This window comes from Gordonibacter sp. RACS_AR68, assembly GCF_030418485.1.
In the GTDB taxonomy this organism is placed as follows: domain Bacteria; phylum Actinomycetota; class Coriobacteriia; order Coriobacteriales; family Eggerthellaceae; genus Gordonibacter; species Gordonibacter urolithinfaciens.
Genome location: NZ_JAIPUP010000002.1, coordinates 445898 through 460066, shown reverse-complemented (window position 1 = coordinate 460066; position 14169 = coordinate 445898). Strand labels below are relative to the sequence as shown.

Here is a 14169-nt window from a genome sequence, read left to right as displayed (position 1 = left end):
TACCATGACCGAGAGAATAACCGTGAGCGCCGCCGGATCCGACGACGCCCCCGCGATGCCCAGCTGGATGGACGAGGAGGCCACGACCTACGCGCAGGCGGGCGTGGACACGGCCGAGGGCGCGCGTGCCGTGGACGCCATCAAGGGCGTTGTGCACGACACGTACCGGCCCGAGGTGGTGGGCGACATCGGCGGTTTCGGCGGGCTGTTCTCCATCGCGGCGGCCAAGGACATGGACGACCCGCTGCTGGTGAGCGGAACCGACGGCGTGGGCACGAAGCTCAAGGTGGCCCAGCTGGCCGGCAAGCATGACACGGTGGGCATCGACCTCGTGGCCATGTGCGCGAACGACATACTGGCCACGGGCGCCGAGCCGCTGTTCTTCCTCGATTATGTGGCCATCGGCAAGCTCAAGGCCGAGAATGTGGCCGAGATCGTGGCGGGCATCGGCGAGGGCTGCAAGCAGGCCGGCTGCGCGCTCATCGGCGGCGAGATGGCCGAGCACCCCGGCGTCATGGATCCGGACGACTACGACCTGTCCGGTTTCTGCGTGGGCGTGGTCGACCGCGCGAAGATGCTCGATCCGGCGGCTGTTCGCGAGGGCGACGTGCTGATAGGCCTCGCGTCGAGCGGCCTGCACTCCAACGGCTACTCGCTGGCCCGCAAGGTATGCGTAGAGGGCAAGACCCACTACGAGCTGCGCATCGAGCGCGAGGAGCTGGACGGCGCGAGCCTGCAGGATGCCCTGCTCACGCCCACGCGCATCTACGTGAAGCCCGTGCGTGCCGTGTTGGACGCATGCCCCGGCGCCGTGCGTGCGCTCGCGCACATCACGGGCGGCGGCATCTCCGAGAACCTGGACCGCGCGCTGTCGAAGAGCGTGGACGCCGAGGTGGACCTGGGTACCTGGCCCGTGCCGCCCATCGCGAGGTTCGTATGCGGCGCCGCGCACCTCGACGAGGCGGAGGCGCTGAAGACGTTCAACATGGGCCTGGGCATGGTCTTGATCGTCGATCCCGAGCGCGCCGGCGAGGTGGAGGCCGCCCTGGCCGAGGCTGGCGAGGCCACGTACCGCGTGGGCCGCATCGTGGCCGGCGAAGGCGAGGTCCGCTACGCGAACGACGGCGAGCTCTACGGGTACGACGCCGGCGCGGAGGCGTAGGGTCATGGCCGAACCGCTTAAAATCGGGGTGCTGCTCTCCGGGAGCGGCACGAACCTGCAGGCCATCATCGACGCGGCGGGCGAGGGGCTGCCGGTGGAGATCGTGCGGGTGGTGTCGTCGCGACCGGACGCGTACGGTATCGAGCGGGCGCGCGCGGCGGGCATCCCCGCAACCGTGCTCAACCGCGACGTGTACGCCGACCCGGAGGCGGCAGACGCGCGCATCGTGGCCGAGCTGCGGGAGGCGGGGGCGGAATACGTGGTCATGGCGGGCTACATGCGCAAGGTGACGCCGGTCATGCTCGAAGCGTTCCCCGACCGCGTGCTCAACCTGCATCCAGCCCTGCTGCCGTCCTTCAAGGGCGCGCATGCCATCGCCGACGCATACGACGCGGGCGTGAAGGTGACGGGCATCACCGTCCACTTCGCGAACGAGGACTACGACAAGGGCCCCATCGTGGCGCAGCGCGCCGTGGAGGTGCGCGAGGACGATACGCTGGAGGCGCTCGAGGCGCGCATCCACGAGGTCGAGCACGTGCTGTACCCCGAGGTGCTGCGCCTCGTGGCCGAAGGCCGCGTGAGCGTGGGCGAGGACCGCAAGGTGCATATCGCCCCTGCCTGACGTTCGGGCCCCTGACTGGTCGCGCGAAAGGCGCGTCCGGCGCGCAGGGCCCCTCTTCCGGCGCGCGGGAGGGGCGTGCGTATCCGACCACGTCTCGCGCGCAGCTTGCAACCGTGCTTGTCGACCGTAAGGAGCCCTGCCCATGAACAAGGAAACGCTGCAAAGCATCGTCGACGACCTGCGGGCGGGGCGTACGCCCCGGCTCTCGCCCGAGGACTTCCCATGCTTCTCGGCCGAGGCGCTCGAGGGCAACCAACACGTGGACCCGTCGTACCTTGGCGTGGTCGCCGCGAGCTTGACCACGGCCGACGTCCCCACCTTCGAGCGCGCCCTGCGCGCGATGGACGAGGGCGACCTCGCCTGGCTCGGCTTCAAGGTGGTCTACGATGCCGCCGAGGCGCAGGCCAACACCGACAACGAGGTGACGAAGAAGTACGGCGAGACGGGCTCCGCCGACGGCGAGCCGCTCGTGTTCTTCTGCAACGATGCGAAGGAGATCGTCGCATCGCGGCCGTTCAGCCCGCGCGACACGTTCCAGATGAAGGACGCCACGCGCGGCCCCTCGATGCACAACGAGCAGTTCGAGGGCCTCACCTGGCTCTCCGTGCCGCTGTTCGAACAGGTTCGCGTGTGGCTGCTGGGCGCGTCGGATGCCGCGAGCGAGGTGGCGGCGCTCGCCGACCACGTGGGCTTCGCCGTGTGCGTGGCGGACTACGATCCCGCCTACGTGAGCGAGGCGCGCTTTCCGCGGGCGCGGCGCATCGTGCTCGACGGCGGGAACTTTGACGGCCTGGCCGAGCTGGCCTGCGCGCCGGAGGACTACGTGTGCGTGCTCACGCGCGGCCATATGTTCGACCCCGAGGGCTGCGTGTGGGCCACCGGGCATCACGCGCATTACGTGGGCATGATGGGCTGCGCGGGCAAGAACGACCGCGTGCACGAGCTGGTGCTGGCCGCCGGTGCCACCGAAGAGGACTGGGCGCGCGTCAAGCGCCCCATCGGCCTCAAGTTCGGGGCGAAGACGCCCGCCGAATTGGCCATCGCCATCGTCGCCGAACTGGTGGACGTGCGCTACCGGCAGCGTTACAGTGATGAGGCGCGCGAGCGCCACGAGAAGAGTTTGGGCCGCTAAGCAGGCCCCGATCAGCCTGTTTCCCGTCGCGGATCGGCGGGTTCACCATAGCAGGAGTCAACCAGAAAGGATGTAAGACCATATGAGCGATCCTAAGATCAAGCGCGTGCTCGTGTCCGTGACGGACAAGACGGGCGTCGCGGACTTCGCCCGCGCGCTCGTGGACGAGTTCGGGGCGGAGATCATCTCCACCGGCGGCACGGCCCGCGCCCTCAAGGACGCCGGCGTGCCGGTCACGCCCATCGACGACGTGACGCAGTTCCCCGAGATGATGGACGGCCGCGTGAAGACGCTGCACCCGCGCGTGCACGGCGGCCTGCTGGCCAAGCGCGACAACGAGGCCCACATGGCCCAGGCGGCCGAGCACGGCATCGAGATGATCGACATGGTGGTGGTGAACCTCTACGCCTTCGAGAAGACGGTGGCCGGCGGGGCCGACTTCGGCACCTGCATCGAGAACATCGACATCGGCGGCCCGTCCATGCTGCGCTCCGCCGCGAAGAACTTCGAGAGCGTGGCCGTGGTCACGCGCCCCGAGAGCTACGACGCCATCCTGGCCGAGATGCGTGCCAACGGCGGCGCCACGACGCGCGACACGCGCGCCAAGCTCGCGCTCGACGTGTTCCAGACCACGGCGGCCTACGACGGCGCCATCGCCGCGTGGATGGGCGCCCAGCTGGAGGGCGAGGGCGACGCGAAGTTCCCGGCCGAACGCTGCCTGCGCCTGCAGAAGGTGCAGGACCTGCGCTACGGCGAGAACCCGCATCAGGGCGCCGCGTTCTACCGCCGCGACGGCTACGCGAACGCCGAGCACTCGCTCGCGCATGCCAAGCAGCACCAGGGCAAGGAGCTGTCGTACAACAACTACCTCGACCTCGACGCCGCCTGGACGGCCGTGCGCGAGTTCGACGAGCCGGCCTGCGTCATCGTGAAGCACCTCACGCCCTGCGGCGTGTGCCAGGACGACGACCTCGTGGCCGCCTACCAGCGCGCGCACGCGTGCGACCCGGTGAGCGCCTACGGCGGCGTCATGGCGTTCAACCGCCCCGTGACGAGCGACATCGTGGTGGCCATCTTCGACAACAAGCAGTTCGTGGAGGCCATCATCGCGCCCGAGTTCGCGGGCGACGCGCTGGACATGTACAGCGCCAAGAAGAACGCGCGCCTGCTGTCCACGGGCGGCGTGAACCCGGCCGGCGGGGAAGTGGAGTACCGTGCCGTGGAGGGCGGCCTACTCTGCCAGGACTCCGATGCCGTGGCGGAGGATCCCGCGACGTTCACGGTGCCCACGAAGCGCCAGCCCACCGAGGACGAGCTCGCCGAGCTCTTGTTCGCGTGGAAGGTGTGCAAGTCCGTCAAGTCCAACGCCATCGCCATCACGAAGGATCACGCCACCATCGGCGTGGGCGGCGGCCAGCCGAACCGCGTGAACTCCGCGCGCATCGCCGTGGAGCAGGCGGGCGACGCCGCGCAGGGCGCCGTGGCGGCGTCCGACGCGTTCTTCCCGTTCCGCGACGGCCTCGACGCGCTGGCTGAAGCCGGCGTCACGGCCGTCATCGAGCCGGGCGGCTCCATCCGCGACGAGGAAGTGATCGCCGCCGCCGACGAGCACGGCATCGCCCTCGTGTTCACCGGGCATCGCCACTTCCGGCACTAGCGCCTTTTCATGCGGCCTCCCGGCCGTCGAAACGCTCGAAAACGAAGGGACGCCCGCAAGGACGTCCCTTTTCGATGGGTGAGGAAGGCGCCTCGTCGCGCGATGGCGGCCGGCCGCCGGGTGCTACTCGTCTTCCGTCAAATCCAAACGGTTGATGCGGTCGATCAGATCGGAGCCGCGCTCGTAGAACAGCAGGTCCTCGTTGTGGGCGAAGTAGCGCTCGCAGCCGTGGTCGTTGATGAAGGACATGCCGTAGCGGTTGACGGACAGGTCGGTGACGAGCAACAGCATCTCCTGGCCGCCGCCGAACGCGTCCTCGACGAACCGGAAAGCGCTGTCGAGCGCGCTCGAGGTGTCTGCGATGCGCGCGTCGAGCGCGTTGACCTGCTCGGCGAACAGCTCCTTGACGCGCGAGAACGGCACGCCGCCGCCCGCCGCGTCGCAGCGCAGCGCGCGGTCGACCAGCGCGAGCGTGCGCTCGTACGCCACGTACTTCTCGTCCGACAGCAGCCCCGCCTTGCGCTCGGTGGTCAGCCGCGCTTGCAGCGAGGCGGCTTCCTCGCGCAGCAGGGGCAGCGCGTTCGCGTCGTCGCCTTCGAGGTCATCGCGCAGCGCGGCAAGCCTGCCGTGCATGAACTCCACGGCGCGCTCCTCCAGCACGGCGTCGCGCAGGCGGCTGCCGAGGGCGTCGGTGATGAGGCCCATGAGCGAGACGCGCTCGTCGAAGGCGGCCTCGCGGGCGCGGTCGAGCACGCCCCGCTCGGCCTCGCCGGCCAGGATGCGGTCGATCTGGTAGTCCGCTCGGTACTTCGTGAATAGGTCGTAGTACACGCTGAAGCGCTTCGCGATTTCGGCGTTCTGCACGTATTGGCCGATCAGCAGCTCGTCAACGGGGATGCCCTGTTCCTCGTACAGCTTCATCATGGCCGACAGGTCGTCCCAGCCGCGCGCGGTGACGAACGACTTGCCGTCCACGGTGGTCTCCACGCGGTAGAAGTGGTCGCGCTCGATGTCGAGGTAGGTGAGCACGGCGGGATGCACGCCCGTCTCCACGGCGAAGTCGCGCCAGGCGGCGAAGTCGGGCTCCACGTCGATGCGCTTGAGGCGGTCCCATGTGGCGATGTCGAAATCGTGCGCCGTGCGGTTGTACTCGGGCGGGTTGCCGGCCGTCACCACGATCCAGCCGTCCGGCACGCGATGGCGTCCGAAGATCTTGTATTGCAAGAACTGCAGCATCGCGGGCGTCAGCGTTTCCGACACGCAGTTGATCTCGTCGAGGAACAGGATGCCCTCGCGCTTGCCGATGGCCTCCATGGAATCGTACACGGCGGCGATGATCTCGCTCATCGTGTACTCGGACACGTCGTACTCCACGCCGTCGTAGGTCTTCTTCGCGATGAAGGGCAGGCCGAGCGCGCTTTGGCGCGTGTGGTGCGTCATCGAGTACGACACGAACCCCACGTCGAGATCCTGCGCGATCTGCTCCATGATGGCCGTCTTGCCGATGCCGGGCGCGCCCAGCAGGAACACGGGGCGCTGTCGCTCGGTGGGGAGGCGGTAGTTGCCGAACTCGTCCTTCGAGAAGTAGGCGACCATCGCGTTTTTGATCTGCTGCTTGGCTTGCTGGATGTCCATGGTTCCTCTTCTCGTTCGCGGTTCGGGGGCTTTCGTAGGGCAAGGGCTCTGCCCTTGCCGCTGGACCTGCATTGATCGTTCCGGCTGGGCGGCAAGGGCAGAGCCCTTGCCCTACGGGGCTCCCGGGGACGCTTCTTCCATCATGACGGTTTCGTCGAGCTCCACCTTCATGGCCCACGCGGGAACGTGCGGGCTGGCGGCGGCGGATGCGTCGTCGACGAAGACGAACGCGGTATCGTAGTCGGGTTTGCGGGCCGGGTAGGTGCCCTGGCCGTCGGTGAAGTAGATGAGGCCGCCCAGGTTCGTGAGGTCGCCGCGCTCCACGGCGTCGTCGACGTAGGCGAACACGGGGCGGAAGTCGGTGCCACCCAGCCCCTTGATCTCGAGATCGTCCAGGTAGTCGTCCAGATCGCGCAGGTTCGCGATGCGGGCGACGTCCGTGACGGCGGCGTCGCACTGCACGATGAGCACGTTCATGTCGGCGAAGAAGCTCGTTTCCTGCTCGAGGATGGCGTACGTCTTCTCGATGAAGCGGCGCACGAGCCCGTCCTTCGTCGATGCCGAGGTGTCGATGGCGATGACGAAGTCGCGGATGCGCTTCTCCTCCACGTACTCGAGCGGCTCGATGAGCGGCAGGTTTCCGTAGCGCTCCAAGCCGTAGCAGTAGTAGACGTAGTCGAACTCGTCGTCGTTCACGCGGATCTGCTCAGCGCAGCGGGCGAACTTGCGCAGGAATTCGCGGTAGTCCTGCTTCTCGCGCGTGACCGCGCGCAGGTTCATGGCGAGGTTCGCGCCTTTGACGCCCCAGAGCTTGGCGTAGGCGTCCAGCTGCACGCCCATCTCGAGCGCGGCGTTCTTCCATTGCTCGCGCGAGCGGTCGAGGTTCACGGTGTCGGCGAACCGCTCGCCCACGGAGGGCTTGGCGTTCTCGGGCGCTTCCTTCTGCGTTATGTCGTCCGGGTCCATGCCGCGGTGCGAGGCGTGGCTGCGCTTGGCGCTGGCGGCGTCCGGCGGCAGCTCGGCGTCGGTGCCGCTCTCGGCGGGCCCGGATGCGGGCGCCGTGGACGAGCCGTCCTCCTGCTCCTCGGCGCGCCGACCCTCCTCGGTGACGTCGCCCTCGCCCTCGGCGGCCATCAGGCGGTACCAGGGATCGTGGTCGTCCACGTAGAAGGGAGCGCGCAGCTCGGCCAGCTCGGAGGCGTCCAGGCCCTCGTCCTGCAAGTAGCGGTACACCGTCTCGGCGGTGGCCAGCGGCAATGCCGCGTCGATGCGGGCGCGCGCGGCCTGCTGCCGCGCGGCGCGCGCGGTGCGGGTGGCGGGCAGGTCGAGCTCGGCGATGGTGCGCTCCGCGACGATGTCGCAGGCCGCGTCCCAGCGCGCTGCGTCGACATGCGGCCCGGGATAGAGGTGGAGGAACACGTTGTGCAGCACGATGTGAAGGTAGGCGCGGGTGAGCTCGGCCGGCTCGGCGGCGTAGAGGCGCGCGAGCGCGGCGGGATCGTAGCGGAGGCGCGCGCCGTCGGTGGCGAGCGTGGAGCCCGCGACGGGGAAGGGATGCAGGCGCGCGAACGCGGCGTTCATGAAGCGCAGGTTCACGAGCAGTGCGTTTTTCGCGAGGTCGAGGGCTTGGCGGGCAAGCGGCTCGGCAGCATCGGACGCCATGGGGCCTCCTTCGACGGGCGTTTCGTGCGGCGGCGGGCGGCATGCTCGTTGCCTGTGCGCGCGGCGCGCGTCGGCTTGACGCTTGCCATCGCCACCACGGGCAGTGTAGCATGGGGGAAGCGGGTGGTAAACTGCTACTAAAAAGGTACATTTGGGAGGTCGCACAATTCTATGACAGGGAATATGCTGGTATTTCACGATACGTCAACCGAATTGAACGAGCTCATTGAGCATGTGCGCAAAAATCCGCCCAACCTTTGCGCACAGGATGTCGACGTGGTCCGCGCCGCGCAGGCTGCAGAGGGCGAGGTGTGGTCCCCGCAGCTGCCGCCGTACCGGGCGTGGGCGTCGCGGGACGAGGCGGGTGCCGGGGGCCAGGGCCGGCAGGGCGCGGACGGCGACCTGCTGGTGGTGGGCGCGCTGGGCATGGGGTTGTCGGACGAGGAGCGCGAAAAGCTGCTCGCACATGCGGCGGAGCGGGGAGGCGCAGAGGAGCGCATCGGAAAGGACGGCGCAGCGCCCTTTCCGAGCGCGGGCCCGACGGCCCCTGCGCGCGAGCGCATGGGCGACGACCTGCGCGGGGCGCTGCGCGTGCGCCAGGATGCCGACGGGTACGCGCTCGTGGGATTCGACCTGCGCCGGCTCGCCGCGGCGGCGGGAAGCGACGACGGCCTGGTGGTCAGCTTGCCCGCGTTCGTGGACGGCGTGCCGGTGGTGCGCGTAACGGCCGAGGCGTTCACGCGCCGACTCGTGCAGGGCGTGGGCGTGCGTTTGCTCGCGATGCCCGACACGGTGCAGATCGTCGGCGCGAACGCGTTTCTGGCGCTGTCGGTGCAGCATATCCACGTGGGGGCGGGCGTGCGCATTCTGGGTGAGCAGCCGTGCGACCTCGCCGGCGTCTCGCCGCGCCTCAAACGTCGCGAGTATTCCGTCGATGCGCGCAACGGGCGGTTCTGCGCGCGGGATGGCAACCTGTTCGCCGATGGCGGGTCGACGCTGTTGTTTTTAGCCTCGCCGTACGACGAGCGCATCGAGCTTCCCGCTGGCGTCGAACGCATCGGCGCGGCCGCGTTCGCCGCCGGGTGCGAACCTCCTTCGGTGGTGTCGTGCCCGCCGACGCTTGCGCGCGTGGATGCGAAGGGCTGGGACGATGCCGTGTGGCTGTGCCCGCCCGAAGCGCTGGCGCATCGCCCGCTCGCCGCTCGCGGCGTGCGGCTGGCGGGTCCGCGAGCGGTGGAGCTTGACGGATGCTGGTACGACTTCGACGACGCTGGCGCGGTGCTGGTGGCCGGGCCGCCCGCGCCCACCTCGGTGTCCAAGCGGTTCGCGGCGGCCGCCGCCGTTCGCGCGGCGACGCTGCGCGGGCAGAGCGCGGTGGAACAGGCGCCGTCGCCGGGGCAGGTGGCGCACGTGGCCGCGCATTCCGCCGCACCGGAGGACGCGCTCGTGCTGCCGCGCTCGGTGGAAGGCCGCCCGCTCGTCCGCGTGGGCGTGCGCGCGCTGCCCTACGCTCCCGCATCGCTCGTGGTGGCCGATACCGTGCGCGTCGTCGAGCGCGACAACGCATGCCGCAACGCGAAGCGGCTCGTGCTTCCCGAGGGGCTCGAGGCTATCGGGCCCCACTGCTTCTGCTCGCGCATCCTCGAAGGGCCCGTGTCTATCCCGGCCAGCGTGCGCTCCATCGGAGAAGGCAGCTTCGAGTACGCGGTGTGCCGTCTCGAGCGCACGGGAACGATCGTGCACGTATCGGCCGATCAGCTGCTCACGTGCTTTCTGACGGACGCGGAGGACGGCGTGCCGTTCGACTACGGGCGCTACGACGAGCTGCTGCGCTCGGGGAAGAACCTGCCGGACAAGCTGGGCGCGGTGCTGCATCGGCTGACCGTGCCGTACCGCTTGGAGGACGCGACGCGCACGGCGCTCGTGGCGTATCTGCGCGATCACGAGCGTGAGGCTCAGAAGCGTGTGGCGCAGGAGGGCGACCGGGCGATGGTAGAGGCGCTCGTGCGGGACGGCTTCGTCGACGAGCGCACGTTCGACCGGCAGATCGAGCTGCTGCGCGCCTGCAACCGAACCGACTGCGTGCTCTACCTCATGGAGCAGCACCGCGCCCAGTCCAAGCCGACGAGCGTGAGGGAGCGGTTCGCGTTGTGAAATTGGTGCGGTATGGAAGGCATGCCTTTGGATTCGGCAAAAGCGCCGCGATGGCGTAAGCGCCGGCTTAGCAACTTTATCCACGATGGTCTACTATGTGTTGACAGCTCGATTGGCAAAGCGGCCCGGATGCGGTAGCAGGGCGTTGGAAGTGCGGCACGTGCCACATTCGGTCGGCGGAAAGCGGGGAGATGCGATGAAGATGAAGAGGTTCTTCAAGGTTGTCCTGGTCGGAGTGTGCATGGTTGCCTTGGCTGCGGCCGTCGCGGGTTGTACGGCGCCTGCCGCGGATTCGCAGGCGGGCGGCAAGGAGATCGACGTCTCGTTCGAGGGCGGCATGCTCTCATGTACGGGCGACACGATGACCGTGGCGCTCGATGCGAATGCCACCACCGGCTACGAGTGGGCCAGCTCGATCGAGGGCGAAGCCGTCAAGGCCGTCGGCGACGAGTACAAGGCCGAAACGAGCTCGGACGGCAAGGCGGGCGCCGGCGGCGTGCACACGTTCACCTACCAGGCCGAGGGCTCGGGCGAAGCGACCATCACGTTGAAGTACGCGCGCTCCTGGGAAGCCTCCGACGCCGACAAGACGGTGGTTGTCAAAACCGAGGTGAAGGACGGCGCGTTCGCGGAAGCCTCCGTGCAGTAAGTCTCCCGGCACGCTTCCTTGCGGCGGATGCGCGGTGCAGGGAAGCGTGGTTGTTTCGAGATGGCGTGCAACCGCTGCTATACTTGATAGTTCTAGGAACGATCGAGGTGTGAGGGGTGCGCGATGATCGATGAGATCCAGGTTGAGAACCTCGCGTTGATCCGCGAGGCGACGCTCGTGCCGGCGCGCGGGCTGACCGTGCTCACGGGCGAGACGGGCGCCGGCAAGACGGCGCTGCTCTCGGCGTTGAAGCTGCTCATGGGCGCGCGCGCCGACAAGGACGCCGTCCGCGACGGCGAAGATTCCCTCACCGTTTCGGGAAGATTCTACGGCATCGCCTCCGCCGACGGCTCCGAATCCGACGCTGCCCTGGCTGCGGGCGACTTCGACGAACTCCGGGAGCTCGTGGCCACCCGTCGCGTGACGTCGGACGGCCGCTCGCGCGTGTCCATCGACGGCCGCATGGCCAGCGTCGGCGAGCTCGCGCGCGCCGTGGCGTCCACCATCGACCTGTGCGGCCAGCACGAGCACCAGCAGCTCATGAAGACCTCCCAGCATGTGCGCATGCTCGACGCGTGGGCAGGCGAAGCGGTGGCGCAGGCGCACGCTGCGTATGAGGAAGCGTTCGCGACGGCGAACGAGGCTGCGGCCGAGCTGGCGCGCGTGCGCGAGGCGGGCGAGGCCTCCTCGGCCAAGCTCGACGAGGCGCGCTTCGTGCTGCAGCGCATCGACGCGGTGGATCCGCGCGAAGGCGAGTACGACGAGCTGCTCGAGGAGCTCGCGCGCGTCGAGCACGCCGAGACGCTGGTCGTGTCCGCGAATACGGCGCACGAGGCGCTTGCGGGCGAGCAAGGGGCCATCGACGCGCTGGGCAGCGCCATCTCGGCGCTCGACGGTGCGGCTCGCTACGACGCGAAGCTCGGCGAGTTCGCCGACGCGCTGCGCGAGGCGGGCTACGTGCTGGAGGACATGGCGCGCGAGACGCGCGACTACCGCGAGGGCGTGGAGTTCGATCCGGAGGCGCTCGCCCAGCAGCAGGAGCGCATGGCTTCGCTGCAAGGGCTTCTGCGCATGTACGGTCCGCGCATGGAGGACGTGCTCGAGCGTCGCGCCGAGGCGGCCGACCTTGTGTCGCTCGTGGACGACGCCGCCGAGCGCGAACGCGCGGCGCAGCAGGAGCTCGATCGGGCCGAAGAGGCGCTCGCGCAGGCGGCGGCCGTGCTGACCGAAGCGCGCGCCGAGGCCGCGCCGCGGTTCGCTGCGGCCGTGTGCGCGCAGATGGACCGCCTGGAAATGGGCGGTGCCGGGCTCGTGTGCGACCTTGCGCCGCTCGAGCGCGGCCAGTGGACGAAGGTGGGGCCGCAGGCGGTGGAGTTCCTGTTCCGCCCGGGTGCCGGGATGCAGGCGCGCCCGCTCGCGCGCATCGCGTCGGGCGGCGAGGTCAGCCGCGTCATGCTGGCGGTGAAGGTGGTGCTCGGCGAGGCGGACGAGGTGGACACGCTCGTGTTCGACGAGGTGGACGCGGGCGTGGGCGGCTCGACCGCCGTGGCCTTGGCCGACGTGCTCGCCGACCTTGCGCGCACGCACCAGGTGATCGTCGTCACGCACCTCGCGCAGGTGGCCGTCCGCGGCCAGGCTCACTACGTGGTGCAGAAGGCGGCGGGGGACGAGGGCGCCATGCCCGAGACCGATCTGCGCCAGCTGGACAGCGCCGAGCGACCCGCCGAGATCGCGCGCATGCTGTCGGGCGACGCCACCGAGACGTCGCTCGCCCACGCGCGCGAGCTGCTCGAGCGGGCCGCCGACTGACGCGTGCTCGTCGCCTCGCCCTCTACCAGCGACGCTCGATGAGCCGCGGAAGCGTGCCCGACAGCACGAGCCCGGCGATGCCCGCGCCGATGCAAAGCGCGAACACGGGCAGTGCCGCGCTTGCGAACGACGCGCCGGCAACCGTGCCGCATGCCGCCGATCCCACGGTGCCGCCCAGCCCGCGGAAGAACAGCGCGAGGGAGGTGACCTTGCCCATGTCGCGCGGCTCCACGGCGGTCTGAGCGGCGATGTTGGTCATGGGCATGTTCACGCCGATGCCGAATCCCAGCATCGCCGACGAGCACGCGAGCTGCACCATGCCGGTTGCAGGGCCCACGAGGCACAGCAGCAGCGCTCCGATGCCCAGCACGAGGAACCCGATACGGCTGATAGCGCGCATTCTCCCGTTCCTGCCGAACACCCGCCCCGCCAACGTGCTGCCCACCACGAGCGCCAGCGTCATGGGGATGGTAGCCAGCGCCGAGGCGGACGACGAGAGCCCCAACCCTTCCTGCACGAACCGCGGCACGAACATCACGCCGATTAGCAGGGCGAACTGCGAGCAGAACCCCATCGCCACCGCCCCGTTCACTTGCGCGCGGCGGAAGAGCCGAACCGGCACGATGGCGTGATCGCGGCGTCGTTCGACCAGCACGAGCACCGCGATCATGACGACGGCCGTCGCGAGAAGCCCGAAGAACGGCCCGGAGAACCACGAGAAGGCGCTGCCGGTCAGGCTGAACGCAAGCGTGAGCGGCACGATGGCAGTGGCTGAGCACACGGCGCCGGGCAGGTCGAACGACCGCTCTGCATGGGCTTGCTTCCCGGGAAGGAACCGCACTGCCAGCACGAGCGCCACGATGCTCAATGGCAGGTTGGCGAGGAATATCCAGTGCCAGCCAACCGTGTCGGCGATCAGCCCGCCGGCCAGCGGCCCCGTGATGGAGGCCAAGCCGTACATGGACGAGAGGATGCCCATGTACTTTCCGCGCACGCGCGGCTCGAACAGCTCGGCCATGGCGATGAACACGCCGGCCTCCACGAGCCCGCCTCCCACGCCCTGCACGGCGCGCCATGCCGTGAGCGCGTCGAGGCTGTTCGACAGCGCGCAACCGGCCGATGCGACGGCGAACACGCTGATGCCGCAGGCGAACACCCGCTTGTGGCCGAAGCGCGTCGCGCATGCGCCGCACAAGAGCGTCGCCAGCGTGCAGGTGAGCAGGTACGAGGTGAACGGCCAGGTGTAGTGGTCGAAGCTGCCCAGGCCCGCGGCGATCTTCGGCATGGCGGTGCTCACGATGGTAGCGTCGAGCGCGGCCATGAACAGGCTCAATGCCAGTCCTCCCAGCACGGCGGAGGTAGGGAAAGGCTTGCTCTCCGCCTGCGCCTGCCCGTTGCGCCGCGCTGCACCGGCCGCCGCGCCCTCGAGCGCCCTGTTGCGCGCGGCTGCGGCCGAAGTGCGCGTTCCCGCGTCGAGCGCCTGTTCTCTCAAGTTTTGCACGTCCATGATATCTCCTATCTACAATATTACTATCAATGATAGTTAGTGCCGAAAAAGAAACCGGTCAACCCGGTTCCTCAATTAGTTAGTGCATCAGAATGCCGTTTTTTTGGCGCATTGGCCTGTCGCCAACGGCCAGTCGAATCCATTGCCCTCTAAGCCCTCCCTGTTGCGCCTGTGGAAAGC

General features: G+C 69.0%; 10 protein-coding genes. 7 read left to right on the top strand and 3 right to left on the bottom strand.

Annotated elements, in window-relative coordinates:
* The first annotated feature begins 4 nt into the window (after positions 1-4).
* From purM to purH, 4 genes are all read left to right on the top strand, one after another.
* Positions 5-1162, top strand: a complete 1158-nt coding sequence (gene purM, locus K9U15_RS06640) for a phosphoribosylformylglycinamidine cyclo-ligase (RefSeq protein WP_096227943.1) — start codon at positions 5-7, stop codon at positions 1160-1162.
* Between the two features lie 4 nt (positions 1163-1166).
* Positions 1167-1784, top strand: a complete 618-nt coding sequence (gene purN, locus K9U15_RS06635) for a phosphoribosylglycinamide formyltransferase (RefSeq protein WP_301155793.1) — start codon at positions 1167-1169, stop codon at positions 1782-1784.
* 142 nt (positions 1785-1926) lie between these two features.
* Positions 1927-2916, top strand: coding sequence for an XdhC family protein (locus K9U15_RS06630; protein WP_154270633.1), 990 nt, complete (start codon positions 1927-1929; stop codon positions 2914-2916).
* 82 nt (positions 2917-2998) lie between these two features.
* The gene (gene purH, locus K9U15_RS06625) at positions 2999-4573 is read left to right on the top strand and encodes a bifunctional phosphoribosylaminoimidazolecarboxamide formyltransferase/IMP cyclohydrolase (protein ID WP_301155792.1); all 1575 of its coding nucleotides are present in this window, start codon (positions 2999-3001) and stop codon (positions 4571-4573) included.
* A gap of 123 nt (positions 4574-4696) precedes the next feature.
* On the opposite strand, the gene K9U15_RS06620 is transcribed toward purH, so the two are convergent.
* Positions 4697-6208 carry a MoxR family ATPase gene (locus K9U15_RS06620; protein ID WP_301155791.1) on the bottom strand — a complete coding sequence of 504 codons (1512 nt, stop codon included), beginning with the start codon at positions 6206-6208 and terminating at the stop codon, positions 4697-4699.
* A gap of 111 nt (positions 6209-6319) precedes the next feature.
* On the bottom strand, positions 6320-7870 hold the full coding sequence (locus tag K9U15_RS06615) for a VWA-like domain-containing protein (protein ID WP_096227948.1): 1551 nt from the start codon (positions 7868-7870) through the stop codon (positions 6320-6322).
* 276 nt (positions 7871-8146) lie between these two features.
* Here K9U15_RS06615 and K9U15_RS06610 point away from each other — a divergent pair, with 276 nt between their 5' ends.
* The 3 genes from K9U15_RS06610 (at position 8147) to recN (ending at position 12482) form a co-directional block, all read left to right on the top strand.
* Positions 8147-10024, top strand: a complete 1878-nt coding sequence (locus tag K9U15_RS06610; protein ID WP_227153958.1) for a leucine-rich repeat domain-containing protein — start codon at positions 8147-8149, stop codon at positions 10022-10024.
* 196 nt (positions 10025-10220) lie between these two features.
* Positions 10221-10673, top strand: a complete 453-nt coding sequence (locus K9U15_RS06605) for a protease inhibitor I42 family protein (protein WP_227115165.1) — start codon at positions 10221-10223, stop codon at positions 10671-10673.
* 123 nt (positions 10674-10796) lie between these two features.
* Complete coding sequence (recN, locus tag K9U15_RS06600) at positions 10797-12482, top strand: DNA repair protein RecN (protein WP_096227950.1); 1686 nt, start codon at positions 10797-10799, stop codon at positions 12480-12482.
* A gap of 22 nt (positions 12483-12504) precedes the next feature.
* On the opposite strand, the gene K9U15_RS06595 is transcribed toward recN, so the two are convergent.
* Positions 12505-13989, bottom strand: a complete 1485-nt coding sequence (locus tag K9U15_RS06595) for an MFS transporter (RefSeq protein ID WP_301155790.1) — start codon at positions 13987-13989, stop codon at positions 12505-12507.
* Positions 13990-14169 lie beyond the last annotated feature (180 nt).

Bases quoted from the DNA above. Each gene is read 5' to 3' on its own strand.
- K9U15_RS06595 (WP_301155790.1), bottom strand. From the start codon at position 13,989: ATGGACGTGCAAAACTTGAGAGAACAGGCGCTCGACGCGGGAACGCGC.
- recN (WP_096227950.1), top strand. From the start codon at position 10,797: ATGATCGATGAGATCCAGGTTGAGAACCTCGCGTTGATCCGCGAGGCG.
- K9U15_RS06620 (WP_301155791.1), bottom strand. From the start codon at position 6,208: ATGGACATCCAGCAAGCCAAGCAGCAGATCAAAAACGCGATGGTCGCC.
- K9U15_RS06605 (WP_227115165.1), top strand. From the start codon at position 10,221: ATGAAGATGAAGAGGTTCTTCAAGGTTGTCCTGGTCGGAGTGTGCATG.
- K9U15_RS06630 (WP_154270633.1), top strand. From the start codon at position 1,927: ATGAACAAGGAAACGCTGCAAAGCATCGTCGACGACCTGCGGGCGGGG.
- purN (WP_301155793.1), top strand. From the start codon at position 1,167: ATGGCCGAACCGCTTAAAATCGGGGTGCTGCTCTCCGGGAGCGGCACG.
- purM (WP_096227943.1), top strand. From the start codon at position 5: ATGACCGAGAGAATAACCGTGAGCGCCGCCGGATCCGACGACGCCCCC.
- K9U15_RS06615 (WP_096227948.1), bottom strand. From the start codon at position 7,870: ATGGCGTCCGATGCTGCCGAGCCGCTTGCCCGCCAAGCCCTCGACCTC.
- purH (WP_301155792.1), top strand. From the start codon at position 2,999: ATGAGCGATCCTAAGATCAAGCGCGTGCTCGTGTCCGTGACGGACAAG.